Origin of the sequence: Geodermatophilus pulveris, assembly GCF_900188375.1 — a bacterium.
GTDB lineage: Bacteria > Actinomycetota > Actinomycetes > Mycobacteriales > Geodermatophilaceae > Geodermatophilus > Geodermatophilus pulveris.
On record NZ_FZOO01000001.1, the window covers coordinates 387,927 to 413,878 of the forward strand.

At 77.8% G+C, this 25,952-nt stretch carries 27 protein-coding genes; 16 read left to right on the plus strand and 11 right to left on the minus strand.

The window, feature by feature from the left end:
* The first annotated feature begins 34 nt into the window (after positions 1 to 34).
* Complete coding sequence (gene hpf, locus CHB98_RS01935; RefSeq protein ID WP_089303906.1) at positions 35 to 703, plus strand: ribosome hibernation-promoting factor, HPF/YfiA family; 669 nt, start codon at positions 35 to 37, stop codon at positions 701 to 703.
* Positions 704 to 886: 183 nt separating this feature from the next.
* Here hpf and CHB98_RS01940 read toward each other — a convergent pair whose 3' ends face one another.
* Complete coding sequence (locus CHB98_RS01940; RefSeq protein WP_089303907.1) at positions 887 to 1,279, minus strand: pyridoxamine 5'-phosphate oxidase family protein; 393 nt, start codon at positions 1,277 to 1,279, stop codon at positions 887 to 889.
* 71 nt (positions 1,280 to 1,350) lie between these two features.
* Here CHB98_RS01940 and CHB98_RS01945 point away from each other — a divergent pair, with 71 nt between their 5' ends.
* Together CHB98_RS01945 and secA are read left to right on the plus strand one after the other, a co-directional pair.
* Complete coding sequence (locus tag CHB98_RS01945; RefSeq protein ID WP_245820852.1) at positions 1,351 to 2,025, plus strand: SDR family NAD(P)-dependent oxidoreductase; 675 nt, start codon at positions 1,351 to 1,353, stop codon at positions 2,023 to 2,025.
* Positions 2,026 to 2,097: 72 nt separating this feature from the next.
* Positions 2,098 to 5,235, plus strand: a complete 3,138-nt coding sequence (gene secA, locus CHB98_RS01950; RefSeq protein ID WP_089303909.1) for a preprotein translocase subunit SecA — start codon at positions 2,098 to 2,100, stop codon at positions 5,233 to 5,235.
* A 15-nt stretch (positions 5,236 to 5,250) separates the two neighbouring features.
* Here secA and CHB98_RS01955 read toward each other — a convergent pair whose 3' ends face one another.
* Both CHB98_RS01955 and CHB98_RS01960 read right to left on the minus strand, forming a co-directional pair.
* Positions 5,251 to 5,826, minus strand: a complete 576-nt coding sequence (locus CHB98_RS01955; RefSeq protein ID WP_089303910.1) for an Rv3235 family protein — start codon at positions 5,824 to 5,826, stop codon at positions 5,251 to 5,253.
* 27 nt (positions 5,827 to 5,853) lie between these two features.
* The gene (locus tag CHB98_RS01960; protein WP_089303911.1) at positions 5,854 to 6,564 is read right to left on the minus strand and encodes a hypothetical protein; all 711 of its coding nucleotides are present in this window, start codon (positions 6,562 to 6,564) and stop codon (positions 5,854 to 5,856) included.
* A gap of 100 nt (positions 6,565 to 6,664) precedes the next feature.
* On the opposite strand from CHB98_RS01960, the gene CHB98_RS01965 reads away from it, so the two are divergent.
* The gene (locus CHB98_RS01965) at positions 6,665 to 7,231 is read left to right on the plus strand and encodes a hypothetical protein (RefSeq protein WP_089303912.1); all 567 of its coding nucleotides are present in this window, start codon (positions 6,665 to 6,667) and stop codon (positions 7,229 to 7,231) included.
* A gap of 30 nt (positions 7,232 to 7,261) precedes the next feature.
* On the opposite strand, the gene CHB98_RS01970 is transcribed toward CHB98_RS01965, so the two are convergent.
* Positions 7,262 to 7,534 (minus strand): helix-turn-helix domain-containing protein, encoded by a 273-nt coding sequence (locus CHB98_RS01970; RefSeq protein ID WP_089303913.1) that lies wholly within the window; start codon positions 7,532 to 7,534, stop codon positions 7,262 to 7,264.
* Positions 7,535 to 7,775: 241 nt separating this feature from the next.
* Between CHB98_RS01970 and CHB98_RS01975 the strand changes: the two genes are divergently transcribed.
* The 4 genes from CHB98_RS01975 (at position 7,776) to CHB98_RS01990 (ending at position 11,939) form a co-directional block, all read left to right on the plus strand.
* Positions 7,776 to 8,597: an SAF domain-containing protein gene (locus CHB98_RS01975; protein WP_245820853.1), complete on the plus strand. Its 822-nt coding sequence runs from the start codon at positions 7,776 to 7,778 to the stop codon at positions 8,595 to 8,597.
* Entirely contained in the window at positions 8,597 to 9,892 is a 1,296-nt protein-coding gene (locus CHB98_RS01980; protein WP_089303915.1) for a CpaE/TadZ family protein, read from the plus strand. The genes CHB98_RS01975 and CHB98_RS01980 overlap by 1 nt, the downstream gene beginning before the upstream one ends.
* 83 nt (positions 9,893 to 9,975) lie before the next feature.
* Positions 9,976 to 11,355: a WS/DGAT/MGAT family O-acyltransferase gene (locus CHB98_RS01985; protein ID WP_089303916.1), complete on the plus strand. Its 1,380-nt coding sequence runs from the start codon at positions 9,976 to 9,978 to the stop codon at positions 11,353 to 11,355.
* A gap of 71 nt (positions 11,356 to 11,426) precedes the next feature.
* Complete coding sequence (locus tag CHB98_RS01990) at positions 11,427 to 11,939, plus strand: DUF6912 family protein (RefSeq protein ID WP_089303917.1); 513 nt, start codon at positions 11,427 to 11,429, stop codon at positions 11,937 to 11,939.
* Between the two features lie 20 nt (positions 11,940 to 11,959).
* On the opposite strand, the gene CHB98_RS01995 is transcribed toward CHB98_RS01990, so the two are convergent.
* Positions 11,960 to 16,123: an FtsK/SpoIIIE domain-containing protein gene (locus CHB98_RS01995; protein WP_089303918.1), complete on the minus strand. Its 4,164-nt coding sequence runs from the start codon at positions 16,121 to 16,123 to the stop codon at positions 11,960 to 11,962.
* Positions 16,124 to 16,277: 154 nt separating this feature from the next.
* On the opposite strand from CHB98_RS01995, the gene CHB98_RS02000 reads away from it, so the two are divergent.
* Positions 16,278 to 16,571 carry a WXG100 family type VII secretion target gene (locus CHB98_RS02000; protein WP_089303919.1) on the plus strand — a complete coding sequence of 98 codons (294 nt, stop codon included), beginning with the start codon at positions 16,278 to 16,280 and terminating at the stop codon, positions 16,569 to 16,571.
* Between the two features lie 10 nt (positions 16,572 to 16,581).
* On the opposite strand, the gene CHB98_RS02005 is transcribed toward CHB98_RS02000, so the two are convergent.
* Positions 16,582 to 17,529, minus strand: coding sequence for an MFS transporter permease (locus CHB98_RS02005; protein ID WP_245820854.1), 948 nt, complete (start codon positions 17,527 to 17,529; stop codon positions 16,582 to 16,584).
* Positions 17,526 to 18,026 (minus strand): hypothetical protein, encoded by a 501-nt coding sequence (locus tag CHB98_RS02010; protein WP_245820855.1) that lies wholly within the window; start codon positions 18,024 to 18,026, stop codon positions 17,526 to 17,528. Before CHB98_RS02010 ends, CHB98_RS02005 begins: the two co-directional genes overlap by 4 nt.
* A gap of 131 nt (positions 18,027 to 18,157) precedes the next feature.
* On the opposite strand from CHB98_RS02010, the gene CHB98_RS02015 reads away from it, so the two are divergent.
* Entirely contained in the window at positions 18,158 to 18,667 is a 510-nt protein-coding gene (locus tag CHB98_RS02015; RefSeq protein ID WP_089304203.1) for a MaoC family dehydratase, read from the plus strand.
* Positions 18,668 to 18,699: 32 nt separating this feature from the next.
* Here CHB98_RS02015 and CHB98_RS02020 read toward each other — a convergent pair whose 3' ends face one another.
* Positions 18,700 to 19,125, minus strand: coding sequence for an NUDIX hydrolase (locus CHB98_RS02020; protein ID WP_089303920.1), 426 nt, complete (start codon positions 19,123 to 19,125; stop codon positions 18,700 to 18,702).
* Between the two features lie 73 nt (positions 19,126 to 19,198).
* Here CHB98_RS02020 and CHB98_RS02025 point away from each other — a divergent pair, with 73 nt between their 5' ends.
* The 5 genes from CHB98_RS02025 (at position 19,199) to CHB98_RS02040 (ending at position 22,562) form a co-directional block, all read left to right on the plus strand.
* A complete protein-coding gene (locus tag CHB98_RS02025; RefSeq protein WP_089303921.1) occupies positions 19,199 to 19,822 on the plus strand; it encodes a DUF6758 family protein in 624 nt (207 codons plus the stop codon).
* Positions 19,823 to 19,952: 130 nt separating this feature from the next.
* Positions 19,953 to 20,105, plus strand: a complete 153-nt coding sequence (locus CHB98_RS21310) for a hypothetical protein (RefSeq protein WP_166526140.1) — start codon at positions 19,953 to 19,955, stop codon at positions 20,103 to 20,105.
* 6 nt (positions 20,106 to 20,111) lie between these two features.
* Complete coding sequence (locus tag CHB98_RS02030; RefSeq protein ID WP_089303922.1) at positions 20,112 to 20,822, plus strand: PH domain-containing protein; 711 nt, start codon at positions 20,112 to 20,114, stop codon at positions 20,820 to 20,822.
* The gene (locus CHB98_RS02035) at positions 20,822 to 21,706 is read left to right on the plus strand and encodes a PHP domain-containing protein (protein ID WP_089304204.1); all 885 of its coding nucleotides are present in this window, start codon (positions 20,822 to 20,824) and stop codon (positions 21,704 to 21,706) included. The genes CHB98_RS02030 and CHB98_RS02035 overlap by 1 nt, the downstream gene beginning before the upstream one ends.
* Positions 21,699 to 22,562, plus strand: coding sequence for a RecB family exonuclease (locus CHB98_RS02040; protein WP_089303923.1), 864 nt, complete (start codon positions 21,699 to 21,701; stop codon positions 22,560 to 22,562). The genes CHB98_RS02035 and CHB98_RS02040 overlap by 8 nt, the downstream gene beginning before the upstream one ends.
* Before the next feature lie 8 nt (positions 22,563 to 22,570).
* On the opposite strand, the gene CHB98_RS02045 is transcribed toward CHB98_RS02040, so the two are convergent.
* On the minus strand, positions 22,571 to 23,188 hold the full coding sequence (locus CHB98_RS02045) for a LysE/ArgO family amino acid transporter (RefSeq protein ID WP_089303924.1): 618 nt from the start codon (positions 23,186 to 23,188) through the stop codon (positions 22,571 to 22,573).
* A gap of 76 nt (positions 23,189 to 23,264) precedes the next feature.
* On the opposite strand from CHB98_RS02045, the gene CHB98_RS02050 reads away from it, so the two are divergent.
* Complete coding sequence (locus CHB98_RS02050) at positions 23,265 to 24,137, plus strand: LysR family transcriptional regulator ArgP (RefSeq protein ID WP_089303925.1); 873 nt, start codon at positions 23,265 to 23,267, stop codon at positions 24,135 to 24,137.
* Here CHB98_RS02050 and CHB98_RS02055 read toward each other — a convergent pair.
* Both CHB98_RS02055 and CHB98_RS02060 read right to left on the minus strand, forming a co-directional pair.
* Entirely contained in the window at positions 24,134 to 25,006 is an 873-nt protein-coding gene (locus tag CHB98_RS02055) for an oxygenase MpaB family protein (RefSeq protein WP_089303926.1), read from the minus strand. The genes CHB98_RS02050 and CHB98_RS02055 overlap by 4 nt on opposite strands.
* A complete protein-coding gene (locus CHB98_RS02060; protein ID WP_089303927.1) occupies positions 25,003 to 25,932 on the minus strand; it encodes an alpha/beta fold hydrolase in 930 nt (309 codons plus the stop codon). Before CHB98_RS02060 ends, CHB98_RS02055 begins: the two co-directional genes overlap by 4 nt.
* Between the last annotated feature and the right edge of the window lie 20 nt (positions 25,933 to 25,952).

A 25,952-nucleotide genomic window follows, 5' to 3' on the forward strand; every position in this document is an offset into this window, starting at 1 on the left:
GGCTCGATCACACCCCGAACGACCGGGAGGTCTCATGGAGATCGTGGTCCGTGGCCGCAACGTCGAAGTCCCCGAGCACTACCGGCAGCACGTCGAGGACAAGGTCGGCCAGCTCGACCGCTTCGACGGCAAGCTGAAGATGCTGCGCATCGACGTGGAGCTCTTCCACGAGAAGAACCCGCGCCAGTCCGGCCGGTGCCAGCGCGTGGAGATCACGCTCCGCGGCAAGGGCCCCGTCGTCCGGGCCGAGGCGGCCGCACCGGACTTCTACGCCGCACTGGACCTGGCGGCCGGCAAGCTCGACCACCGGCTGCGCAAGGCCGCCGACCGCCGCCGCGTGCACCACGGCCGCCGCACCCCGGCCACCGTGCGGGTCGGCGGCGGCGCCCCGGACACCGACGTGCTGGAGTCCCTGGACCGCGACCGGCAGCTCGCCGAGGGGCCGCACGTCACCGACCTCGACGAGCACCTGCCCGGCCGGGTCGTCCGCGAGAAGCACCACCCGGCCACCCCGATGCACGTCGACCAGGCGCTCCACGAGATGGAGCTGGTCGGCCACGACTTCTTCCTCTTCCTGTGCGCCGACACCGGCCGGCCGACGGTCGTCTACCGCCGGCACGCCTACGACTACGGCCTCATCCGGCTCGTCGACGTCCCCCTGGACGGCGCCGCCGAGCGGCCGCCCGCGGCGGCCCCGCTCTGACCGGCGGCGGGTGCGGGGCCCGGCCCGGCCCGGCCCCGCACCCGCCTGGCCTGGGTGTCTCGTCCCGCTCCTGCGGTCGTTCGTGCGCTCGTGCGGTGCTGCAGCACCGCAGCAGTCCATGGAGGACGGTAAGACCCGTCCCGGCGGTGGGCCAGAGCTCACCGGTCGACGGAGGCACCGCGGTCAGACGGAGCCCAGCACCCGGTCGACCGAAATCTGCAGGACCACCCGGGCCGGGTTCTCCCGCGGCTGGCGGTACCGGGCGGCGTAGCGCCGCTCGGCGTCCGCGACCGACGCGGGGTCGTCGCGCACCACCGCCGTCCCCTCCAGGGTGACCCAGCGGCGGCCGTCGACCTGGCAGACCGCCACCCGGGCCTGCCCGGCGCGCACGTGCCGGGCCTTCGCCGACGTGCCCGAGGTGATGACCCGGGCGGTACGGGTGGCCGGGTCGTAGGTGACCCCGACCGGGACGACGTGCGGGCTGCCGTCGGCCCGCAGGGTGGTGAGGGTGGCCAGGTGCCGCTCGGTGAGGAAGCCGAGCAGGCCGTCGGGCAGGTCGTCGAGGTCGTGGGCCACGGGGTCCGAGGTTAGGTCGCCGCGGGCCGGGGCACCTGCGGCTCGTGGAACTGCAGGGTGCGCGGGTCCTGGTGGCTGGCGCGACGGGGGTGCTGGGCGGGGAGCTGGCGCGCGCGCTGCACGACGCCGGCGCCCGGGTGGCGCTGACCGGCCGGGACGGCGACCGGCTGCAGGCGCTGGCCGCGGACCTGGGCGGCGCGCCCGCGGAGGCCGTCGACGCCGTCGACGTCGGCTCGGTCCGCGCCGCGGTGCAGGCGGCGGTGACCGCCCTCGGCGGCCTGGACGCGGTCGTGGTCGCCTGGGGCGTGGTGGCCTTCGGCCCCGCGGCGGACGCCGACGACGCGGTGACCGAGGAGCTGTTCGCGGTCAACACGCTGGCCCCGATGAGCCTGGTGCGCGCCGCGCTGCCGCACCTGCCCGACGGCGGCGCGGTGGTCCTGCTGTCGGCGATCGTGGCCGACGCCCCGACCCTGCAGATGGCCGAGTACTCGGCCAGCAAGGCGGCGCTGTCGGCCTGGGCCGGGGTGCTCCGCCGGGAGGTGCGGTCCCGCGGCGTCACCGTGCTCGACGTCCGGCCGCCGCACATCGACACCGGCCTGGTCGACCGCGCCCTCGCGGGGGAGCCGCCGCGGCTGCCCGCCGGGCACGACCGCGCCGAGCTGGTCGCCGCGGTGCTCGAGGGCCTGCGCGAGGGCGGGCGGGAGATCGTGCTCGACCCGCGCGAGAAGCGGCTGGTCCGCCGCTGACGGCTGCCCTCCGCGACGGCGGTTCGTCCCCGGCAACCCCGGGTGGGGGGCAGCGCCGCCTACTCTGGACGGGTGGTGTTCTCGAAGATCCTCCGTGCCGGTGAGGGCAAGATCCTGCGACGGCTGAACAAGATCGCCGACGCGGTCGAGTCGCTGGCCGACGAGGTCGCCGACCTCACCGACGCGGAGCTGCGGGCGAAGACCGACGAGTTCCGGGAGCGCCTGGACGAGGGGGAGACCCTCGACCAGCTGCTGCCGGAGGCCTTCGCCGTCGTCCGCGAGGCGGCCACCCGCACCCTCGGGCAGCGCCACTTCCGCGTGCAGCTCATGGGCGGGGCCGCGCTGCACCTGGGCAACATCGCCGAGATGCGCACCGGTGAGGGCAAGACGCTGACCGGCGTCCTGCCCGCGTACCTGAACGCGCTCCCCGGCCGGGGCGTGCACGTGGTGACCACCAACGACTACCTGGCCCGGCGCGACGCCGAGTGGATGGGCCGGGTGCACCGGTTCCTGGGGCTGCAGGTCGGCGTGATCCTGTCCGGGCAGACCTCGGACGTGCGCCGGGAGATGTACGCCTGCGACATCACCCACGGCACGAACAACGAGTTCGGCTTCGACTACCTGCGCGACAACATGGCGTGGAAGAAGGACGACCTCGTCCAGCGCGGCCACCACTTCGCGGTCGTCGACGAGGTCGACTCCATCCTCATCGACGAGGCCCGCACCCCGCTGATCATCAGCGGCCCGGCCGGTGACCCGGAGATGCACCGCTGGTACCGCGAGTTCGCCCGGCTGGCCCCGATGATGCGCCGCGACGTCCACTACGAGGTGGAGGAGGGCAAGCGCACGGTCGCGATCACCGAGGAGGGCGTGGAGTTCGTCGAGGACCAGATCGGCATCGAGAACCTCTACGACTCGGTCAACACCCCGCTGATCAGCTTCCTCAACAACGCGCTCAAGGCCAAGGAGCTCTACCACCGCGACCAGCAGTACATCGTCAGCAACGGCGAGGTGCTCATCGTCGACGAGTTCACCGGCCGGGTGCTGTCCGGCCGGCGCTACAACGAGGGCATGCACCAGGCCATCGAGGCCAAGGAGCGGGTGCAGGTCAAGGACGAGAACCAGACCCTCGCCACGATCACGCTGCAGAACTACTTCCGGCTCTACGAGAAGCTCTCCGGGATGACCGGCACCGCCCAGACCGAGGCGGCCGAGCTCTCCCAGACCTACGGGCTCGGCGTGGTCCCGATCCCGACGAACCGGCCGATGGTCCGCGCGGACCGGTCCGACGTCATCTACAAGACCGAGCAGGCCAAGTTCGACGCGGTCATCGACGACATCGCCGAGCGGCACGAGGCCGGCCAGCCGGTCCTGGTCGGCACGGCCAGCGTGGAGAAGTCCGAGGTGCTGTCCAAGCAGCTGCTGCAGCGCGGCATCCCGCACGAGGTGCTCAACGCCAAGAACCACGCCCGGGAGGCGCACATCGTCGCCCAGGCCGGCCGGCTGGGCGCGGTCACCGTGGCCACCAACATGGCCGGCCGCGGCACCGACATCCAGCTCGGGGGCAACCCCGAGTTCATCGCCGACGAGCAGCTGCGCGCCCGCGGGCTGTCGCCGGCGGAGACGCCCGAGGAGTACGAGGCGGCCTGGGACAGCGCGCTGGAGAAGGCCCGCGACCAGGTCGGGGCCGAGCACGACCAGGTCACGGAGGCCGGCGGCCTCTACGTGCTGGGCACCGAGCGGCACGAGAGCCGGCGCATCGACAACCAGCTGCGCGGCCGCTCCGGCCGCCAGGGCGACCCGGGCGAGTCGCGGTTCTACCTGTCGCTGGGTGACGACCTCATGCGGCGGTTCAACGGCCCGATGCTCGAGTCGATGATGACCACGCTGCGGGTCCCCGACGACCAGCCGATCGAGTCCAAGATGGTCAGCCGGGCGATCCTGTCGGCGCAGACCCAGGTCGAGCAGCAGAACTTCGAGGTCCGCAAGGACGTCCTCAAGTACGACGAGGTGCTCAACCGCCAGCGCACGGTCATCTACGCCGAGCGGCGCAAGGTCCTCGACGGGGAGGACCTGCACGTGCAGGTCCGCAACATGGTCGACGACGTCGTCGGCGCCTACGTCGACGGCGCGACCGAGATGGGCTACGCCGAGGACTGGGACCTCGAGCAGCTGTGGACCGGCCTCAAGGCGCTCTACCCGGTGGGCGTGGACCGCGACGAGCTCATCGACCGGGTGGGCGACGGCGACCAGGCCTCGCTGACCGCCGACGTGCTCAAGCGCGAGCTGCTCGACGACGTGCACCGCGCCTACGAGGAGCGGGAGGCCGCGCTCGGCGCGCAGGTCATGCGCGAGCTGGAGCGGCGGGTGCTGCTCAGCGTGCTCGACCGCAAGTGGCGCGAGCACCTCTACGAGATGGACTACCTGCGGGCCGGCATCCACCTGCGCGCCATGGCCAACCGCGACCCGGTCGTGGAGTACCAGCGCGAGGGCTACGACATGTTCATGACGATGCTCGACGGCATCAAGGAGGAGTCGGTCGGCTTCCTGTTCAACCTGGAGGTCAAGACCCAGGACCAGCAGGACGCCGAGGCCCGGGCCAAGCAGGCGCAGGCCGAGGCCCAGGCGCTGGCCGCCGCCCAGCAGGGGACGGCGCGGGTGCTGGCCCGCCAGCGGGCGGCCGCGCAGGCCGCCGCGGCCGCCGCCCCGGCCCCCGCGGCCCCGGAGGCGCCGGCCCCCGCCCGGCCCGCTCCCGCCGAGCCGGTGGCCGCCGCACCCGCCCCCGCACCCGCGCCGCCGGCTCCGGCCGAGCCCGCCCCGGCGCAGCCGGCTCCCGCGGCTGCACCCGCCCCGGCCCCGGCGCCGGCCGCCGGGCGGCACTCCGCCCCGGCCGCCCGACGCACCGGGACGGCCCGGCGTGGCCGGCACTCCGCACCCGAGCCGGCCGCGCCCGGGACCGAGCAGCCGGTGTCCACGGGCACCGGCACCGGACCGGAGCTGGCCGTCAAGGGCCTCGAGGAGCCGCGCCGCACCGAGCAGCTCAGCTACTCCGCCCCGAGCCTGGACCCCTCGCCCAAGGAGAGCGGCCCGGCCAAGGCGGCCAAGACCGCGACCGTGACCGGCACCAAGGAGCCGGCCCGCAACGCGCCCTGCCCGTGCGGCTCGGGCCGGAAGTACAAGTCCTGCCACGGAGCGCCGTCCCGCTCCTGACCGGGGCCGCGTCGCTCAACCGATCTGCAGGGCGGTGCAGCGCCAGCGGCCGTCGATGCCCTCGAGCCGCGCGGCGACGGCGTGCGCCCGGCCCGAGCGGCGGGCCACCGCGCTGACCTCGGCCACCCCGTCGACCGGCTCGCACACGCGCACCGGACCGAGCAGCACCGGCGCCGTCCCCTCCGCGCACCACCGCGGCCGGCGGCCGCTGGCCAGCGCGGTGTAGACGCCGAGCGCGGTGAGCGGCTGGACCTGGGTGAGCGGCCGCCGGCCGGCCAGCGCCTCGAGGGTGAGGGTCAGCAGCCGGCGCCCGGCCAGCCGCGGGTCGGGCAGGTCGGCGCGGACCGACCAGGCCGGCTCGAAGCCCGGGACGAACCCCGCGGGCGGCTCCTCCCGGCGCGGCCGCGGGCCGGGCCGGTGCGGCGTCCGCGGGACGGCGACCCCCGGGAGGACCAGGCGCAGCACCGGCTGCGGGTCCAGGGGCGGCTGCGGCGTGGGGACGACGGTGAGCCGCAGGGTGGCCGCCTGCAGCGGCTGCGGGCCGGGCTCGGCCGCGGCGGTCGGCCGGGCGGGGGAGGCGGGCGCGGTCATGGCTGCTCCGGGACTCGGGGGCGGGGGTCAGGACGCCGGGGGCGGGCGCAGCACCTGGCCCGGCAGGAGGAGGTCGGGGTCGGGGCCGATGACGGCGGCGTTCGCCTGCCACCAGGCGGCCACGGCGGCGGCCACCCCCGCGTCGGTCGGGGTGCCACCGGTGCGCCGCGCGAGGTCGGCGGCGGCGATGTCCCACAGGCAGTCGCCGCGCAGCACGACGTGCTCCCCGGCGGCCGGGGCGGGCCAGTCGGTCACCGGGCCGGTCCCCGCGGGCGCCGTCGGCCGGTCGGCCGGGACGGGTGGCGGTGCCGGCCAGTCGGCGACCGGCTGCTGCGCGGACGCCGCCAGGACCACCGCGGCGGGCGGGTCCGGGGTGGTGCTGCAGCCGGCCAGCAGCGGCCCGCCGGTCACCAGGCCGACGCCCAGCGCCACGGCGGCCGCGCGGCGGGCCGACGCCGGCAGCACGCACCGGGTGAGCGCCCGGGCCAGGGCGCCGGCGACCCCGGGCAGCGCGGACAGCGCCGTGACAGTCAGCCCGAGCGCGCCCCACAGCCAGGCCGCCCAGGCCAGGACCGCGACGGCGGCGAGCAGGACGGTGTCGGCCCCGGCGGTGTCGACGGCGCGCTGCAGGTCCGGGCCCGCGCCGGTCACCGCGGAGAGGTCCGGGGTCACCGCGCGCAGACCCGCAGCGGCGGCGGCCATCGCCACCGCCGTCCCCAGCAGGCGCCGGACCGACACCGCTCCTCCTCGCACTCGTAGCATGTCGCCAACTAAAGCAAGCAAATGCATGCAAACGCAAGTGAAGTCATCCACTACGGTGATGTCGAGGAGGTGGCGGATGCGGTGGCAACGGCTCTTCGCCGACCTGCAGGCGGAGTTCGACGCGGCAGAGGCGGCTGCCGAGCGGGCGGAGGACGCCTCCCGCCGGCGCGTGGAGACCGGCGCCGTCCGGCTGGTGGACCGGCTGGCCGGGTCCGTCGGCCGGCCGCTCGCCCTGCGCTGCCAGGGAGCCGGCGACGTGACCGGCGTGCTGGTCGACGTGGGCGCGGACTGGCTGCTGCTGGACAGCGGCGGCCGCGAGGTGCTCGTCGCGACCGCGACCGTGCGGACGGTCGCCGGACTGGGCCGGGCGACGGCCGTGCCCGCGGAACGCGGCGCGGTGCACGCGCGGATGGACCTGCGGCGCGTGGTGCGCGGGCTGTCCCGCGACCGGACCGCGGTGCAGGTCGTCCTGGACGACGGGTCGGCCCACGTCGGCACCGTGGACGGCGTCGGCGCCGACCACCTCGAGCTGGCCGAGCACGCCGCCGACCAGCCGCGCCGGGCGGCGGCGGTGCGCGGCGTGCGGGCGATCGCCCTGCCGGCGGTCGCGGTGGTGCGGACGCTGGCGCCCGGCCTGGTCTGACCGTGCGCGACCGGGTCGATCGGCCGGGGGTCAGCCCCGGCCGGGCCCCCGGGGGCTGGCGGCCGGGTCGTCCTGCTCCGCTCGCTGCTCGGCGGGCTCCGGTGGCACGCCGCCGGCCCGCGCCTCGGCGTACTTCCGGGCGATGAAGCGCTCGAGCTCGTCGGTCTCGACCCGCCACTGGCCGCGGCCGCCGATCTGGATGGCGATCAGCTCCTTGCGGCGCACCAGCGCGTAGGCCTGCGACCACGAGACGTTGAGGATCTCGGCGACGTCGTCGAGGGTCAGGAAGCGCGGTGTGGGCATCGGGTCTCCGTCCGGTCCCGGACAGTCTGGCAGCCCCGTCCGGGTGGCATGCGCGTCGTCCACAGCCCCGAACGTGTGGACGGCGCCTGCACGCGGCCGTCGGCTCCCGCATCATCTCCGTCCGACCGTGGGCCCGCCCGGGCCGTCCACGGCGTCCGTGCAGAGGGAGGGACCGCTGGCTGTGAGCGCCGCGCGAACCGGAACCACCACCCCGGCGGCCGGTGCCGCAACCGCTCCGCCCGTGCCCGGGTCGGCGCCGCGCCGGGTCCGGCCTCCGCGCTGGCTGGACCTGCGGCTGGTCCTGGGCGTCCTGCTGGTGCTCGGCTCGGTGCTGCTGGGCGCCCGGGTGGTGGCTGCCGCCGACGCCACGGTCCCCGTCTGGTCGGCCGCCGGCGACCTGGCCGCCGGCACCGTGCTCACCGCGGCGGACGTCGTCGCCGTGGACGTCCGCCTCGACGACGTCGCCGGCGCCTACCTGGCCACCGGCACCCGGCCGGAGGGCCGCACCCTCGCCCGGGCCGTCCGCGTCGGCGAGCTGCTGCCGCGGACGGCGCTGGAGGCGCCGGCCGAGCTGGTGCAGCTGGCGCTGCCGGTGCAGGCCGGCTACGTGCCGCCGGGGCTGGACCGCGGGCTGGTCGTCGACGTGTACGCCGTGGCCGACCCGGCCGCCGGTGCCACCGGCGCGGGGGACGGGACCGTGACGCCGGTGGTGGCCGCCGCGCCGGTGCAGGCGATCTCCGGGCGGACCGAGGGCGTCCTGTCGACGGCGACCACCACGGTGCAGGTCGTCGTCTCGGTGCCCACCGACCGGGCCCCCGACGTGCTGGCGGCCATCGGCGGGCGGCCGCTGGTCGTGGTGGTGCACGACTCGGTCGACCCCGTCGTGGGCGCGACCGCGGCGGTGCCGGCCGCGCCGTCATCGTCCGCCCGGGCGACGGCGGGGCCCTCGGCCCCCGCGGCCACGTCCGCCCCGGCGCCGCGCGCGGCCGCCCCGCCGTCGCCGGCACCCGCCGCTGCCCCGTCGGCCGCGGCGTCCACTGCGCCGCCGACCGGGACCCGGTGATGGCCGTCCAGGTCTTCACCGCGGTCACCGGCGCGGGGTGGGAGTCCGCGCTGGTCGGCGCGCTGGACCGTGCCGACCACGGGGTCACCGTCGTCCGCCGGTGCGTGGACGTCTCCGAGCTGCTGGCCGCGGCGGCCACCGGGACCGCGCAGGCCGCGCTCCTGTCGGCGGACCTGCGCCGCCTCGACGGCGACGCGGTCGCCCGGCTGTCGGCGGCCGGCGTGGCCGTCGTCGGGCTGGTCGACCCCGGGGACGAGCAGGCGGCCGACCGGCTGCGCGGCCTGGGCATCGCGCGGGTGCTGCCCGCCGACGCCGAGCCGGAGGCGATCGCGCGGGCGCTGCGCGAGGCGGTGGCCGGCGGTCCGCCGGCCGGCCGGGACATCGCCGACCCGCGGGCGGCCCTGCCCGCGCACGGACTGCCGGCGCCGGCGGGGGAGCGGTCGGCCGGTCGCGGCCGGGTGGTCGCGGTCTGGGGCCCCACCGGCGCGCCGGGGCGCACCACCGTGGCGGTGGGGCTGGCCGACGAGGCCGCCCGGCTGGACGTGCCGACCCTCCTGGTGGACGCCGACGTCTACGGCGGGGTGGTCGCCCAGGTGCTCGGCCTGCTCGACGAGTCACCGGGGCTGGCCGGCGCGGCCCGGCTGGCGGCCGCCGGCACCCTGGACGGGGCGGCGCTGGGCCGGTTGGCCTGGGCGGTGCGCCCCCGGCTGGGCGTCCTCACCGGGCTGGCGCGCGCGGACCGCTGGCCGGAGCTGCGGCCCGGGGCCGTGGCCGCCGTGCTCGACGAGGTGCGCCGCAGCGTCGACCTCACCGTGGTGGACTGCGCCTTCAGCCTGGAGGAGGACGAGGAGCTGTCCTTCGACACCGCGGCGCCGCGGCGCAACGGCGTCACGCTCACCGTCCTGGAGGCCGCGGACACCGTGCTGTGCGTGAGCGGTGCGGACCCGGTGGCGCTGCAGCGCAGCATCCGGGCGCTCGGCCAGCTGCGCGAGGTGCTCCCGGACGTCGAACCGGTCGTGGTCGTCAACCAGGTGCGGCGCGGCCCGGTGCCCGGGGACCCCCGGCGGGAGATCGGCGAGGCGCTGGAGCGCTTCGCCGGCCACGAGGTCCGCTTCTTCCTCCCCGCCGACCGGAAGGCGACCGACGCGGCGCTCGCGGAGGGGCGCACCCTGGCCGAGGTGGCTCCCGCCTCGCCGCTGAGGGGCGCGCTGCGGTCGATGGCGGCCGCGCTCTCCGGCGTGCCAGCCCCGGTCGCCACCCGGGGACGCTCGCGGCTGCGGCGCCGCGCCGGGTGAGCGGTGCGGCCGCCTGCCACGGTGCAGGTGCCCGCAGGGGTGCCGGGACGTAGCGTGGGGCCCCGACCCGGAGGAGGCCGACGGTGGAGCGCCTGAGCACCCTGGACGCGTCCTTCCTCGGTCTGGAGGACCCCGAGACGCCGATGCACGTGGCCGGCGTGCTGGTGCTCGACCCCCCGGTGGGCGGCCTGGACGCGATCGCCGCCCTGGTCGCCGCCCGCCTGCCGCTCGTGCCGCGCTACCGGCAGCGGGTCCTCGAGGTGCCCGGCCACCTGGCCAACCCGGTGTGGGCCGACGACCCGCACTTCGACGTCGACCACCACGTCCGCCGCTCCGCGGTGCCGCGGCCGGGCACGCAGGACCAGCTGCTGGAGCTGGTCTCCCGGGTGACCGCGCGACCGCTGGACCGCAGCCGCCCGCTGTGGGAGGTCTACCTCGTCGAGGGTCTGGCGGGTGGCCGCGCGGCGGTGGTCACGAAGACCCACCCCGCGCTGGTCGACGGGCTCGGCACGGTCGACATCGGGCAGGTCCTGCTCGACGACTCGCCCGACGCCCCGGTCCCCGAGCCCGTCCCGTGGCGGCCCCGGCCGCTGCCGAGCGCGGCGCAGCTGGTGGCCGAGGCCCTCGCCGAGTACGCCGCCCGCCCGTCGGCGGTCGTGGAGACCGCCCGGCACGCGGTGACCGACGTGCGGACCACCGGCGCACGGCTGACCAGCGCGGCCGGCGGGGCGGTCCGGGCGGTGCGCTCGGCGCTGTTCGCGGCCCCGTCCAGCCCGCTCAACGCCGGCGGCGGCAGCCAGCGGCGGGTGGTGGTGGCCCGCGGCGACCTGGACGACGTCAAGCGGGTCCGCAAGGCGCACGGCGGGACGGTCAACGACGTGCTGCTGGCCGTGGTCACCGGGGCGCTGCGGGACTGGCTGCTGTCGCGCGGCCAGCCGGTCGTCGGCTCCACCTCCGTGCGGGCCCTGGTGCCGGTGTCGGTGCACGGCGCCGAGGAGGAGACCCCGGGCACCCGCGTGTCGAGCTACCTGGTGGACCTGCCGGTCGGCGAGCCCAGCCCCCGGCTGCGGCTGGCCCGGCTGAGCTACGCGATGCGCGGCGTCAGCCAGCACGGCCGGTCGGTCGGGGCGGACGCGCTGCTCGCGCTCGCCGGCTTCGCCCCGCCGACGCTGCACGCCCTCGGAGCCCGCGCGGCGCGGGGCCTGTCGCGGCGGATGGCCAACCTGGTGGTCACCAACGTGCCCGGCCCCCAGGTGCCGCTGTACGCCGGCGGCACCCGGGTGCGGGAGGTCTTCCCCGTGGTCCCGCTGGCCCCCGGCCACGGGTTGTCCATCGGCATCACCAGCTACGACGGCCGCGTCTTCTTCGGCCTCAACGCCGACCGCTTCGGCGTCGGGGACGTCGACCTGCTCGCCGACCTGGTCGAGCAGGAGCTCGCCGTCCTGGTCGAGACCATCGGCTGACCCGGGGGCGGCCGGCGCCCCGCGGCCAGCGGGATACCGTCGGGCGTCCCCGGCACGAAGGAGCTCCCCCGGTGCGTGTGTACCTGCCCGCCACGACGAGGGTGCTGCAGACCCTCGTGGACGACGGGCGGCTGACCGGGCCGCTCACCGGCTTCGCGGTCACCCCCGGCCTGCGCGGGTCCTACCCGCTGAGCGACGCCGGGGCCGACGAGGAGGAGCTGGAGTACGCCGCGCTCCTGGCCGCCGCGCGGGCCAGCCTCCGGCTCATCGACATCGACCCGACAGCGGCCCGCCGCCGGGTGGTGCTGGCCGCCGACGTCGCCGACACCGCGGTCACCGAGGTCGAGGACCCGGACGTCGACCGCGGTGCCGTCCGGGTCAGCGGGGACGTGCCCCTGGCCGCGGTCGCGAGCGCGCACGTCGACGGGGCCGAGGCCGAGGACGACGTCCGCGCCGCCGTGGCGGTCGTCCTCGAGGCCGACCTCGGCAGCGAGGACGCCCAGTTCGTCGTCGACCAGGCCGAGGGGCACGAGTTGTCCTGGTACGCCACCCAGGAGATCGGGTCGCTGCTCGAGCTGCTGTGAGCGCGGTGCGGGACGGCCGCTCACCCGGCCGGCCCGCCGACGGCCAGGCTCCCGACCGGGGCCGGCTCGCGTCGGGCCACCTGCACCCGCTGGGCGGTGCCCGACCCGACCAGCCAGCCCGACCCGGGGCGGCAGGGGACCGGCGTGCGCGGCAGCCGGACGCCCAGCAGGTCGGCGTCCCCGGGCGCCGGGGACAGCAGCAGGCCGCTGCGCCGCCGCCGCAGCACCGGGACCGGGCCCCGGTAGGCCGCCGACAGCTCCGCGGCCGTCCCGGCGACCAGCCAGAGGACGTCGGAGGGGGCCTCGCATACGGCCGGCGCGGCCAGCACCGCGGTGTCGCCCAGCAGGGCGGCGTCGTCGACGACCACGACGCCGGGTGCCCCGAGCCGGCCGGCCAGCCACTCCTGCCAGCCCGGGACGTCCCCGGCGTGCACCCACGACCGACCTGTACCGGCCGCTGCCGGGGCGGTGCCGCGGCCCAGCTCGAGGACGGCCAGGCCGGCCGCCGCGAGGTGCCGGGCGAAGGCGTCCAGCGCCGTGGTCCGGCCGCTGCCGGGCGGGCCGGCGACGAGCAGGCCGCCGGTGCGCGCCAGGTCGACGGTCAGCACGCCGCCCTCGTCCCCGCCCGGGCCGACCGGCAGCCGCAGCGGGTGCCCGGTGGCGGCCGCGCCGGGCAGCCGCAGCACCGGGGCGGCCGGGAGCACGGGGACCGACAGCGGCCGGGGCCCTCCCGGTGACCCGGGCGGCACGGGGAACGGGAGCGGGCGGGGCAGCGCGAGCTGGCACTCGTGGGCAGCCTCGCCGACCAGCGCCCGCCCGCGCGGCCGGTGACCGGGCACGTCCCGGGCCGGGATCCCTGCGGCGGCGTAGTCGGCCCGGTCGGGCAGCGGCAGGACCAGCCGGGCGCCGACGGCGGTGGCCAGCCGGCCACCGGGGACGGCCCGGTCGGCGGTGAGCAGGCAGGTGAGCCCGGCCGCCGCGCCGTCCCGCACCAGCCGCAGCAGGCCCGCGGACCCGCGGCCGGGGTCGCACTCGTCCAGCTGGGCCATGACCGACTCCGCCCCGTCCACGAGCAGCAGCAGGTGCGGCCGCGGGCCCGCGGGCGGGCCGGCCCGGCGTGCGGCCACCTCCTGCCCCAGCCGGTCCAGCAGCCGCACGGTCCGCAGGGCGTCGTCCCCGCCCACCGCGGTGCCGGTGTGCGGCAGGCCGGCCACCGCCGCGGCCAGGCCGCCCCCGCCGTGGTCGAGCACGTGCACGTGCAGCCGGTCGGGGGTCAGGGCCGTGACCGCCTCGCCGAGGACGGTCCGGAGGAACGTGGTCCGGCCGCTGCGCGGCCCCCCGACCGCCAGCCAGCCCCCGGCCCGGGCCAGGTCCAGCTCCAGCGGCTCCTGCGTCTGGGCCTCCGGGCGGTCCAGCAGTCCCAGCAGCAGGCGGTCCGCCGGCCGGGTGCTCCCGGCGGGGTCGTGCGCCCCGAGGTCCGCCGCGGACAGCCGGTCGGGGAGGGCCGGGCGCCACGGCCGGTGCGGTCGCACCACCCCCGCCTCGGCCGCCCGGCGCGCCAGGGCCGCGGTCAGCCGGGCCAGGTCGCTGCCCCCGGCCGGGGCCTCCCGCACCGCCGTCGTGGGCGGAGCCGGCCAGCGCCAGGCCCACACCCGCACCCGGGCGTCCCCGGTCGCCGGGGGCCCGCCGCCGACCCGGGCGGCCTGGAAGAGCACCGCCGGACCGCCCCCGGCGCGCAGGTAGCCGCGTCCGGGGGTGTCGACCGGCAGGACGGCGGCCTGCGCGGTGCCCAGCACGTCCCGGGACTCCGCCTCGTCGGTGGTGCGCAGGCAGATCCGCAGCGTGCAGTTGGCCCGGATCTCCGGGGACACGACCCCGGCGGGCCGCTGGGTGGCCAGCACCAGGTGCACCCCGAGCGAGCGGCCCCGCTGGGCGATGCCGACCAGCCCGGACAGGAAGGCCGGCAGCTCCTCGGCCAGCCCGGCGAACTCGTCGACCACGATGACCAGCCGGGCCAGGTCCACGGCGTCGGGCAGGGCCGCCACGTCCGGGACGCCGCGCTCGGCCAGCAGCGTCTCGCGGCGGGTCAGCTCGGCGGTCAGCGACCGGAGGGCACGGGCGGTGCCGGCGCCGTCGAGGTCGGTGAGCAGGCCGACCGTGTGCGGCAGGGCGGCCGCCTCGGCGAAGGCGGCACCGCCCTTGTAGTCGACCAGCAGGAACGCGCAGCGGTCCGGCGGGTGGGCCAGCGCCAGGCCGGCGATGAGCGTCTGCAGCAGCTCGGACTTCCCGGACCCCGTCGTGCCGGCCACGAGGGCGTGCGGCCCGTGCCGGCACAGGTCGACCGTGAGGTCGCCCGCCGCCGTGCGGCCCAGGGTCGCGACGAGGTGGTCCCGCCTTCGGGACCACCGGCCGGGTGCCGCCTGGCCGCCGGCGACCAGGTCGAGCAGCCGCACCTGCCGGGGCAGCGCCGCGCCGGAGGCGGCCGGTGCCAGCCCGGCCAGGTCCCGCGCCAGCCGGGCGGCCACCGGGTGGGGCAGCCGGTCCACCGCCGTCACCGGGCGACCGGCCGAGCCGGGCACGAGGAGGGTGGCCCGCTCGCCGGTCTCCCCACCGAGCTCCAGCACGGCACCGGCCGGACCCGGCAGGTCCGCCGTCGAGGAGCCACAGGTCAGGGCGACGACCCCGGCCGGCACCGCGGCGCGCAGCGCGGTGACCAGGCGGGCGCCCACCGGCCGGTCGACCAGCACGACCAGCCGGGCGGGGACGCCGTCCTCGCCCGGCGCCCGGCGGGACAGCAGGGCGGCGAGCCAGCGCAGCGCCTCCTCGTCGGCGCCGTCGGCCGCGCCGGAGTGCACGGCGCCCGCGGCGAGGTGCGGCAGCCAGCGCAGCCAGGCCCACCCGGCCATGCGCTCCGGCGTGGTGAGCACGGCCAGGTCCAGCTCGCCGGGGGCGTGCAGCGCGGCCAGCTGGCCGAGGACCCCGGTGAGCACCCCCACCGCGGCCGGCCGCGGACCCGCGACGCCGAGACCGGCGCCCACCGCCAGGTCGACCACGACGGGCAGCCGCTCCGACGGCTCCGGGCACCGCGAGCCGCCGGCCTCCACGCGCAGCACGCAGGACTCCCCGGGGCCGGACCCGACCCGGACGGCCAGCGCGTCCGCGTCCCCCCGCCGCCGCTGCCAGAGCCCGGTGGACCGACGGCGTGCGGCCGCGACCAGGGCGGCCAGGTCCGGGTGCGCCGCCTCCGCGGCGCGCTCGTCGGCGCGCAGGGCCGCCGCCAGGGACGCGCGCGCCCCGGCCAGCTCGGCCGCGTGGGCGGCCCGGGCACGGCGGGTGCCGCGCCGCCCCGACCACCGGTCGGACAGCCACGTGCCGACCGCGACCACCGGGCTCAGCAGGGCGAAGAAGAGGAAGTGCGGGGCGTCGAGCACCCAGGCCAGGGCGACCCCGCCCACCGCCGGCAGGGCCACGGCCACCCACGCCAGCCGTCGCGGCGGCGCGGGCACGGGCTCCGCCGGGGGGAAGGCCACCTCGACCACCTCGCGCGGCGGCAGCAGGCGGGGCTGCGGCCGCAGGGTGGACCGGCCGCCGCCCGCGGGCCGCACGGCGGCACGGGCGCTGCCGGGACCGGCCGTGCGCAGCGTGCTCACCCCCACCTGCAGCGGTGCGCCCGGCGGCCAGCCGCGCGGCCGGTCGTCGAGGGGCGCACCGTCCAGCAGGCTGCCGTTCCGGGAGCCCAGGTCGCGGACGGTGAGGCCGCCGCTGCCGACCTCGACCAGCACGTGCCGCCGGGAGACGTCGGGGTCGGCGAGCGCGACGGTGGCCGCACCGCCGCGGCCGACGACGTGCCGGCCCCGGTCCAGGGGGTGCACGGTGCCCGCGTCCGGACCCCCGGTGACGTGCAGCTCCAGGGCGCTGGTGCCGGTGGCGGTGTGCGGGCGCGGACCGGGCCGGCCGAGGCCCAGCAGTGCGCCGTGCGCCAGCGCCGGGTCGGTCAGCGGCAGGTCGTCGGCCAGCCGGGTGCTGCCCGCCCACAGCTGCGCGCGTGGCAGGCCCAGGGCCGCGGCCAGCGGGGGCAGGACCGCGCCGAGCCGGTCGTCGTCGCAGGCGGAGACCGCCACGTCGAGGGCGCCGGTGGACGCGACGAGGGTCCAGCAGCGGGTGGCGGGGGAGCGGGCGGGCACGCGCCGACCCTCGCCGCCCCGGGCCGCCCACCGGGAGGCGGTGCGCGCACCTGTGGACGGCGCCGGGGGCTGTGGACGGCGGGGAGGGCCGCGGCGGGCGGGACCCCTACCGTCCCGCCCCGACCGGGAGGGACCCGGGCCAGGAGGAGGACACGTGCGAGTCGAGATCACCACCCTGCAGTCGCTGGCCGGCCAGTGCCGCGCCGAGGCCGCCGACACCACGGCCCGGCACAGCGCCCTGTCCAGCAGCGTGGACGCCTCGGTGCTCGAGGGCTGGACCGACAGCCAGGCCGCGGCCCGGTTCACCGAGCTCTACGAGCAGTGGCGGCTCAGCGCCCAGGGGGTCAGCGACGCGCTGACCGGGATGGGCGGCCTGCTCAGCAGCGTGGCGGCGTCCTACCAGCAGCACGAGGCGGACGTGGCCGCGCGGATCGGCGCCATGATCTGAGTGCGGGGCCTCAGCCCGGTGGCGCGGCCCCGGCCGGGGCGGGCCCGGCCGGGTGCCGGGCCGCGGTGGGCGCCCGCAGCCGGCGGACGGCCTCGGGCAGCCGCTCCCACGGGAGGATGGACAGGACCGCCACGCAGTGCGGGAGGAAGATGATCGTCACGCTGGCGTACACGGCCAGGTGGAACCCCAGCAGGAGGGTCACCAGGGCCACCCGCGCGCGGGTCGACCAGACCAGCAGCATCAGCGGGGCGGTGAACTCCAGCGCGAGCATCGCCCACTGGGCGCCCACCAGCAGGCCGGGCACCTCGAGGGTCCAGTCCGAGAGCACCGTGCCGCGGCGCACGATCGCCCGCGCCAGCGTCGAGCCGGTGGCCCAGTCCCAGCCGCCGAAGCGGATCTTGGCCCAGGCGGCCAGGAAGTAGGTGAGCATCACGGTCACGAACACCGCCGCCATGGCCCACCCGGCGGCTTCCGACGAGCGCCGGTCGCGCCACCGCACGCGGCCGACGGTGGGCAGGACGGCGAGCAGCACGAGGTAGCCGATCCGGTCGTGGTCGACCTTCCCGTAGCTCATCCCGATGACCATCCACTCCAGGTAGAGCAGGAAGACCGCGCTGCCCAGCAGCCGGGGCGACCGGCCCGTGGCGGCGACCAGCGCCGCCGCCACCAGGGCCCACTGCACGGCGGTCACCACCCCGCTGGTGGGCGTGGGCAGTGGCAGGAGCCGGCCGATGGTCAGCGGCGCGTACCACTCGGGCGGGACGTCGGCGTGCGCCCGGATCCACGCGGTGGTCAGGAAGACGTCGACCGGCACGAACAGGTAGGCGATGGTGCGGACGACGGCGACCCGCGCCAGCGGGACCGGGCGGAACCACCAGCCCGACAGGCCCCGGCGGCGGCCCGGGGACGTCGCCGCGGCGGTGGCCGGGTCGGTGCCCGGGGAGGTGGTCGCGCTCACGGGGTGCCCTCCCGGCCGGTCGCCACGGGTTGGTCCACGACGACGCGCTCGGTGACCTCGCCGGTGCGCCGCCCGCCGTCCAGCGCGTGGCGCTCCTGCACCACCCGCACCGCCACCAGCGGCTCGGCGCCGGGCCGGCCGGCCGCGTAGGCGTCGGCCAGCAGGCCGAGCAGCTCCGGCTGCTCGACGAGGCGGGGCAGCTGGCCCTCGAACTCCGCGCGGCGCAACCCGACCTCGCCGCCGGACAGCCGGACCTCGTCGCCGTCGGCGGTGACGCCGACGACCCGGGTGGAGACGACCGGCCGGTCGGGGTCGGCGCGCGTCGAGTACATCCGGAACGGGCCGAAGGGGAACTCGGGGTCGTTGCCCCAGAGGGTCCCGCCGAGCAGCAGGGCGAGCACGACGCCGGTGGCGGCGAGGCGGACCCGCCGGCCGGCGGGGGACAGCGTCCGGACGCCGGTGTCCCCGGCGTCCGGGACAGGGGGGGCCGGTACCACCGCCGCATCGTAGGATCGGCGCCCGTCCGGACGGGTCAGCGACCCGGGGCGGGCCGCCCCGCCCACCGCTCGCGGCCGCCCGGCCGCGGTCGCCGGTGCCCGTCGTCAGCGTCGACACCCGGAGGCAGCGCGTGCAGTTCGGTCGGTACTACGAGGAGTTCGAGGTCGGGGCCGTGTACAAGCACTGGCCGGGCAAGACCGTCACCGAGTACGACGACCACCTGTTCTGCCTGCTCACGATGAACCACCACCCGCTGCACCTGGACAGCCACTACGCCGCGGCGACCACCGACTTCGGCAGGAACGTGGTCGTCGGCAACTACGTGTACTCGCTGCTGCTCGGGATGAGCGTCCCCGACGTGTCGGGCAAGGCGATCGCCAACCTGGAGGTCGAGTCGCTGCGGCACGTGGCACCGACCTTCCACGGCGACACCATCTACGGCGAGACGAGGGTGCTGGACACGACCGAGTCGCGGTCGAGGGACGACCGCGGCGTCGTCTCCGTGGAGACGATCGGCTACAAGCAGGACGGCACCGTGGTCTGCGTGTTCCGGCGCAAGGTGATGGTGCCCAAGCGTTCGTACGGCGAGGCCCGGGGCGGCGAGCAGCCCGGCCGCCCGGAGCCGGCGCCGCGCGGCTGACCGGTGGCGAGCGGGGGTCAGGACGAGCGCGGTCAGGAGGGCAGCGCGCCCCAGCCGCGCAGCGTCTCCAGCAGCCGCGGCGTGCAGGTCAGCCGGTCGAGGTCGGCCGCCGTGGCGAAGGTGACGGCGTCCGCGTCGTCCCCGGCGACCGGCGTGGCCGAGGGGTCCAACAGGGCACAGCTCAGGTCCACGACGTCGTAGACGACACCCGGGCCGGGGACGCGCACCCGGCCGACCTCGGCGCCGGCCCGCACCGCCAGGCCGGTCTCCTCGCGCACCTCGCGCTCGACGGCCGCGGCCGGCGACTCCCCGGGCTCCACCCGCCCGCCGGGCACCGACCACAGCCCGCGGCCGGGCTCGTTGCCGCGCCGGACGAGCAGCAGCCGGCCCGCGCCGTCGAGCACCACCGCCCCGACGCAGGCGACCGCCGGGACGGGGTCCCCGGCGTCGGTCGGCACGGTCGCACGGTACGCACCCGGGCCCCGGGCCCGCGCTTGACGAACACGCCAGGTCACAGGACGGTGATGCCCGATGAGTGCCAGCACGGTCTGCCCCCGCTGCGGCGAGCGCGTGGTGGTGCAACCCGGGAACTCCGCCCAGGCCTGGTGCCACGTGCACGGCGCGGTGACCCCGCTGCACCACACCCTGCTGATCGCGCACGACGCCATCGCCGCGGTCACCGCGGACGCCCGCGTGCCGGCGTGGGTGCCCGACCCGATGCCGCCGGGCTGGTCGGTCACCGGCCTGGCCTGGGGCGGGGAGCCCGGTGCGCGGGCGATCGTCGTGGACTGTGCCGGCCCGGCCCCGCTGGGCGGCTCGGCGGAGCTGGTGCTGGTGGCGGAGGAGCCGGGCACCGGCGTCGGCTGCGGGTACGCCGGGCTGCCCGGCCCCGATCCCGGCGACGTCATCTCCGGCCCGTCCTCCACCCACGTCGAGGCCGCCGGCCAGCGCGCGCCGCTGTGGGCGGTGCCCACCTCCGACGACCGGGCGGCCTTCGTGGGCGAGGCCTACGGCGTGTGGCTGTGGCTGGTCGTGTGGCCGATGTCGGCGGCGTGGCTGCTCGCCGAGGACCTCGAACTGCTCGACCTGCGCGAGCGGCTCTACCCCGACCTGCCGCTCGGCCCGCCCGGCGAGCACCTGCTGCCCGGGCCGTGACCGACGCCACCGGACCGCCGGGAGTGGGCGTGTCCGTCGCCTGCCGCACTGGGGCGTGTGTTACCCATGGGGCTCGCCGTGCGGGCGGTCCCGTCCGCACGCCCGCCCGCCGACCACCGAGGAGGTACCGGTGAAGAAGGTCCTCACCTGGCTGGCGCTCGCCTTCGTGGTCTTCTACGTCATCTCGGCCCCGGAGGCCTCCGCGGACATCGTCCGCACCGCCGGGCAGGCCCTCGGTGACGCCGCGACCTCGCTCGCGTCCTTCTTCGAGTCCCTCGCCTAGGCCGGCGTGAGCGAGCCGGCCCCCGGGCCCGCCGGGGGCTCCCGGCCGGTGTGGAGCAGGGACGCCGAGAAGTACCTGCTGCCGGAGGAGCAGCCGCCCGTGGTGGCCACCCGCCGGCACTGGGCGGTGCTCGTCGGGCCGGTGGCCAAGGCGGTGCCGGTGCTGGCCGCCGGCGGCTGGCTGCTCGTGCGGGACCCCGACGACCGGGTCACCGCCAGCATCGGCCTGGTCCTGCTGGTCGGGGTGCTGGTGTTCCTGGCGCTGCGGATCGGCGAGTGGTGGATGCGGCACTTCATCGTGACCAAGCGCCGCGTCCTGCTGACCACGGGGATCGTCGTCCGGACCGTCGCCCTGCTGCCGCTGCGCCGGATCACCGACCTCACCTACAAGGAGACCCTGGTCGGCCAGCTGCTCGGCTACGGCACGTTCCGCTTCGAGTCCGCCGGTCAGCAGCAGGCGCTGTCGGAGATCACCTACCTGCCGCGGGCCGGCGTCCTCTACCGGGACGTCAGCGACCTGCTCTTCGGCGGCGGCGGCGCCGACTCCGGGGACGACGAGGGCAACCCGGAGCCCGAGCAGCCGGCCGCCCGTGGGCAGCGCCGGCCGACCGGCGACGGCGGCCCGGCCCCCGCGGACACCGCGCCGATCCGGCCGTCGCGCCCGCCGGCCCGTCCCCGGCGGGTGGCCGGTCGCCGCGTGCGGGACGGTGGGCGGTGATGCGGATCGACCTGCACACGCACACCTCGGTGTCCGACGGCACCGACAGCCCCGCGGAGCTGCTGGCCGCCGCGCGGGCCGCGGGCCTCGACGTCGTCGCCCTCACCGACCACGACACCACCGCCGGATGGGCCCAGGCGGAGCGGGCCCGCCCCGACGGGCTGACCGTCGTCCCGGGGATGGAGCTGTCCTGCCGGTGGTTCCCGACCGGCGCGCCGCCGATCAGCGTGCACCTGCTGGCCTACCTGTTCGACCCCGGGCACGCCGGCCTGGCCGCGGAGCGCGCGCGGCTGCGCGACGAGCGGCTCAGCCGCGGCGAGCGGATCGTCCGGGCGCTCGCCGAGGCCGGCCACCCGGTCGTGTGGAGCGAGATCGTCGAGCGCGCCGACGGCGGCGTGGTGGGCCGGCCGCACGTCGCCCGCGCGCTGGTCGAGGCCGGCGTCGTCGACTCCATCGAGCACGCCTTCGCCACGCTGCTGCACCACCGCAGCCCCTTCTACGTCGCCAAGGCCGACACCGACGTGCTCCGCGGCATCGAGCTGGTCCGCGAGGCCGGCGGGGTGCCGGTGTTCGCGCACGGCCTGGCCACCCGCCGCGGCCGGGTGGTCGGCGACGAGGCCGTCCGGCGGATGGCCGACGCCGGCCTGCTCGGCCTGGAGGTCGACCACCCCGACCACGACCCGGACGAGCGCGCCCACCTGCGCGACCTGGCCGGCGAGCTCGGGCTGCTGGTCACCGGCTCCAGCGACTACCACGGCACCAACAAGACGACGCCGATCGGCGCCTGCACCACCGCGCCGGACCAGTACGAGGCGCTGCTGGCCGCCGGCACCGGCGCCGCGCCGCTCAGCGGGACCGTCGGCACCCCCGGTCACCATGGCTGACGTGGGTGGCGCGCAGCTGGAGATGCCGGGCATGCCGCGGCGGCTGTTCCCGGCCACGCCGAGCAAGCTCGCCGCCTTCGGCGACTGCCCGCGCCGCTACCGGCACGCCTACCTGGACCGGCCCACCCCGGCCAAGGGGCCGGCGTGGGCGCACAACAGCGTCGGGTCGGCGGTGCACGCCGCGCTGCGCTCGTGGTGGGAGCTGCCGCTGCCCGGGCGCACGCCCGCCGCGGCGCGGCAGCTGCTGTACGGCGTGTGGTCGACGGCCGGGTTCCGCGACACCGAGCAGTCCGAGCGGTGGCGCGCCCGCGCGGCCGGTTGGCTCACCGACTACGTGACCGGCCTGGACCCCGCCGACGAGCCGGTCGGCACCGAGCGCCAGGTGGCCGCCACCACCGAGCGGCTGGCGCTGTCCGGACGGGTCGACCGCATCGACCAGCGGGGCGACGAGTTGGTCGTCGTCGACTACAAGACCGGCCGGTCGGTGTGCACCGACGACGAGGCCCGCGGGTCACCCGCGCTGGCCGCCTACGTGCTCGGGGTGCGCCGCACGCTGCGCCGGCCGTGCAGCCGGGTCGAGCTGCACCACCTGCCCAGCGGCACGGTGGCCGCCTTCGAGCACACCGACCGGTCGCTGGCCAACCACGTCCGGCGCGCGGAGGACGTCGCCGCCGACATCGCCGCGGCCACCGCGGCCCTCGACGGCGGGGCGGACCGGGACGAGGCCTTCCCCGCCGCGCCCGGCCGGCAGTGCGGCTGGTGCGACTTCCGGCCCAGCTGCGCCCCCGGCCGCGCGGCCACCGCCTCCCGGGACACGTGGAGCTTCCTGCCCGAGGACCCGCCGGCGCCGACCTGACCCCGGCCTCACAGCACGCGGGCGACGAGCCCGGCGGCGAGGGTGACCATGACGACGGCGATGGCCGCGTCCAGCACCCGCCAGGCGGCCGGCCGGGCGAACACCGGGCGCAGCAGCCGTGCCCCCCAGCCGAGCCCGGCGAACCAGACCGCGCTGCCCGCCCCGGCGCCCGCGGCGAACCACCACCGCTGCTCGCCCCACGTGCCGGCCAGCGAGCCGAGCAGCACCACGGTGTCCAGGTAGACGTGCGGGTTGAGCCAGGTCAGCGCCAGCGCGGTGGTCACGGTCACCGTCAGCCCGGCCCGCTGCCCCGCCGCCTCGGTGACCAGGGTCGCCGGGTGCAGCGCGCGCCGGGCGGCCAGCACCCCGTAGCCCAGCAGGAAGGCGGCGCCGGCCAGGCAGACGACGTCGAGCAGCGCGGGCACCCGCTGCACCAGCGCCCCGGCTCCGGCGGTGCCCGCGGCGATGAGGGCGACGTCGGAGAGCAGGCAGACGGCGACGACGGCGGCGACGTGCTCCGCGCGCAGCCCCTGGCGCAGCACGAAGGCGTTCTGCGCGCCGATCGCCACGATCAGCGACAGGCCCAGCCCCAGCCCGGAGACGGCGGCGAGCAGCGCGGCGGACACCCGGGCGACGGTAGGCGGCGCCGTCCGCCCGCTCCGCGCGCGTTGCTGACCCACCTGTAGCTGCTCTGATGGGGGCGTGGACCTCGACCTGGCGCAGCTGCGCGCCCTGGAGGCGACCGTCGCCGCGGGCTCGCTGGACGGCGCGGCGCGGGCGCTGCACGTGACGCCGAGCGCGGTCAGCCAGCGGCTGCGCGCCCTGGAGGCGGCGACCGGCCGCGTGCTGCTGGTGCGCAGCCGGCCGGTGCAGGCGACCGCGTCCGGCCAGGTGCTGCTGCGGCTGGCCCGCCAGGTGGCGCTGCTGACCGCCGACGCCACCCGGGAGCTGACCGGCGACGGCGCCGGCGCGCCGGTGACCCTGCCGATCGCGGTCAACGCCGACTCGCTGGCCACCTGGGTGCTGCCCGCGCTCGCGCCCCTGGCCGGCGAGCTGGCCTTCGAGCTGCACCGGGAGGACCAGGAGCACACCGCGGCCCTGCTCCGCGACGGCCGGGTGCTGGCCGCGGTGACCACGGACGCCGACCCGGTGCCCGGGTGCACCGTCACCAGGCTGGGCGGGATGCGCTACCGGCCGATGGCAACCGCGGCGTTCGCCACCCGCTGGTTCCCCGGCGGCGTCACGCCGGCCGCGCTGGCCCGCGCCCCGGTGGTGGTCTTCGACCGGCGGGACGACCTGCAGCACCGCCACCTGCGCGACCGCGGGGTGACCACCGCGCCACCCGCCCACCACGTGCCCGCGTCGGCCGAGCTGGTGACCGCGGTGCGGCTGGGCCTGGGCTGGGGGATGGTCCCGGCGCTGCAGGAGCCGGCCGGCGAGCTGGTCGACCTGGACCCGGACGGCGCGGTGGACGTCGTCCTGTACTGGCAGCAGTGGCGGCTGCGCTCCCCGGGGCTGGACCGGGTCGCGGCCGCGCTGCTGGCCGCCGCGCGCCGCGAGCTGGACCTCGCCTAGGCGGTGAGCTCCTCGGCGGCCGCGACCCGCTCCCGCGCCGCGCGCGCGATCGGGGACTCCCGCACCCGGACCGGCAGCGCCAGGACCGCCTGGCGGAAGGCCCGCACCGCCACGGTCGCCGCGGTGTCGGTCACGCCGAAGCCCGGCAGCCCGTACAGCTGCCGTGCCCACTGCGGGAGCGTCGCCGCGCCCAGCGTGGCCAGCGTGCTCCAGGCCGGCCGGGCCGGGGTGAGCAGCTGCACCCAGCCGGGCATCGGCGGCAGCAGCACGAAGCGGGAGGCGTCCCGGGTGGCCGGGGTGACCGCCAGCCGGGGGCGCATCCGCTGCAGGTAGGCGTCCAGCTCGGCGGCGGTGGCCGGCACCTCGGCGGCCTCGCAGCCGACGAGCACCGCGGCGACGACCTGCTCGGCGACGTACCGGTCGGCGTCGGCGTCGGTGAGCGGGACCCCGGCGCGGCGCGCGACCGACAGCAGCGAGTCGACCTCGCAGCAGTGCACCCACAGCAGCAGGTCGGCGTCGTCGACAGCGTAGCCGCGCCCGGTGGTCCCCTCCACGGCGGACTTGCCGCGGTGCAGGCCGCGCACCCGGCGCACCGAGCGCAGCGCCTCCCGGCGGGTGCCGAAGGTCAGCGTGGCCACGTACTCCGCGGTGCGGGTCAGCCGCGCCCACGGGTCGGAGGTGAAGGCCGTGGAGAAGCGGGCGACGCCGTCCATGGCGACCGGGTGCAGCGCCTGCAGCAGCAGCGCCCGGATGCCGCCGACGGAGAACGCCGGGTCGGCGTGGATGCGCCAGCTGACGCTGTCGGGGCCGAAGAACCCGAGCAGGTCCTCCTCGGCGGTGAAGTCGCGCAGCGAGGGCAGCCGGTTCACCGCAGCGCCTCGGCGGTGTCGGCCGCAGCCGGCACGGAGGCCCAGAAGTCCAGCAGCACCTCGACCGTCCGCCGCGGGTTCTCGACGGCGGGGGAGTGCACCGCGCCCTCGATGACCGCGTACCGGGCCCCCAGGCGGCGGGCCATGTCCTCCTGCTCGGCCGGCGTCCAGGCGTCGTCGTGGGCGCCGTGGGTCACCAGCACCGGGACGCCGGTGCCCGCGAGCTCGGCGACGCGGTCCGGCTCGGCGGTCATCGCGTCGGCCATGCCGCGCAGCCCCGCGGCGCTGTTGGCGAGGAACCGGTGGGACAGGAACCGCCGGGTGGGCTCGGGCACTGGCCGGGCCGTGGGGTCGGTCATGGCCAGCTGCTCGAGGGCCTCGTTCACCAGCGCGACGCCACCGGCGTCCAGCAGCGGGGTGAGGTGCTCGAGCAGCTGGGCGCGGGAGCCGCCGAGCCGGGCCGGGCCGGAGCCGAGCAGGGTCAGCGTGCGGAACGCCCCCGGGTCGGCCAGGACGGCGGCCCGGGCGACCAGCCCGCCGAAGGAGTGCCCGAGCAGGTGCAGCGTGCCCACCCCCTCGGCGCGCAGCTGAGCGGCGACGCCGACGAGGTCCGCGCCGAGCTCGGAGACGGAGTAGGCCGCCGGGTCGTCGGGGCCGGGGGACTGGAACTGCCCGCGCTGGTCCAGGGCGACGACGCGGTACCCGGCGGTGCCCAGCGGGCGCAGCAGGGGGGCGAAGTCCTCCTTGCTGCCGGTGAAGCCGGCGACGAGCAGGACCGTCCCGCGTCGCCCGTCGCCCCCGGTGTCCAGTGCGGCCAGCGGCCCGGCACCGCCGGCGAGGGTGCGGTGCCGGGCGTCGTGGTCGGCCAGCTGGCCGAGGTCGTCGGGTACAGGAGCGCGGCCCTCAGCGCCGCCGGGCGTTCCCATGCCGCCCAGTGAACCCCGCG

What these genes read in the sequence shown, in the direction of transcription:
- CHB98_RS02040 (WP_089303923.1), top strand. Translation starts at nt 21,699, where the DNA reads ATGGCTGACGTGGGTGGCGCGCAGCTGGAGATGCCGGGCATGCCGCGG.
- CHB98_RS02035 (WP_089304204.1), top strand. Translation starts at nt 20,822, where the DNA reads ATGCGGATCGACCTGCACACGCACACCTCGGTGTCCGACGGCACCGAC.
- CHB98_RS02060 (WP_089303927.1), bottom strand. Translation starts at nt 25,932, where the DNA reads ATGGGAACGCCCGGCGGCGCTGAGGGCCGCGCTCCTGTACCCGACGAC.
- CHB98_RS02025 (WP_089303921.1), top strand. Translation starts at nt 19,199, where the DNA reads ATGAGTGCCAGCACGGTCTGCCCCCGCTGCGGCGAGCGCGTGGTGGTG.
- CHB98_RS01965 (WP_089303912.1), top strand. Translation starts at nt 6,665, where the DNA reads ATGCGGTGGCAACGGCTCTTCGCCGACCTGCAGGCGGAGTTCGACGCG.
- CHB98_RS01970 (WP_089303913.1), bottom strand. Translation starts at nt 7,534, where the DNA reads ATGCCCACACCGCGCTTCCTGACCCTCGACGACGTCGCCGAGATCCTC.
- CHB98_RS01980 (WP_089303915.1), top strand. Translation starts at nt 8,597, where the DNA reads ATGGCCGTCCAGGTCTTCACCGCGGTCACCGGCGCGGGGTGGGAGTCC.
- CHB98_RS01955 (WP_089303910.1), bottom strand. Translation starts at nt 5,826, where the DNA reads ATGACCGCGCCCGCCTCCCCCGCCCGGCCGACCGCCGCGGCCGAGCCC.
- hpf (WP_089303906.1), top strand. Translation starts at nt 35, where the DNA reads ATGGAGATCGTGGTCCGTGGCCGCAACGTCGAAGTCCCCGAGCACTAC.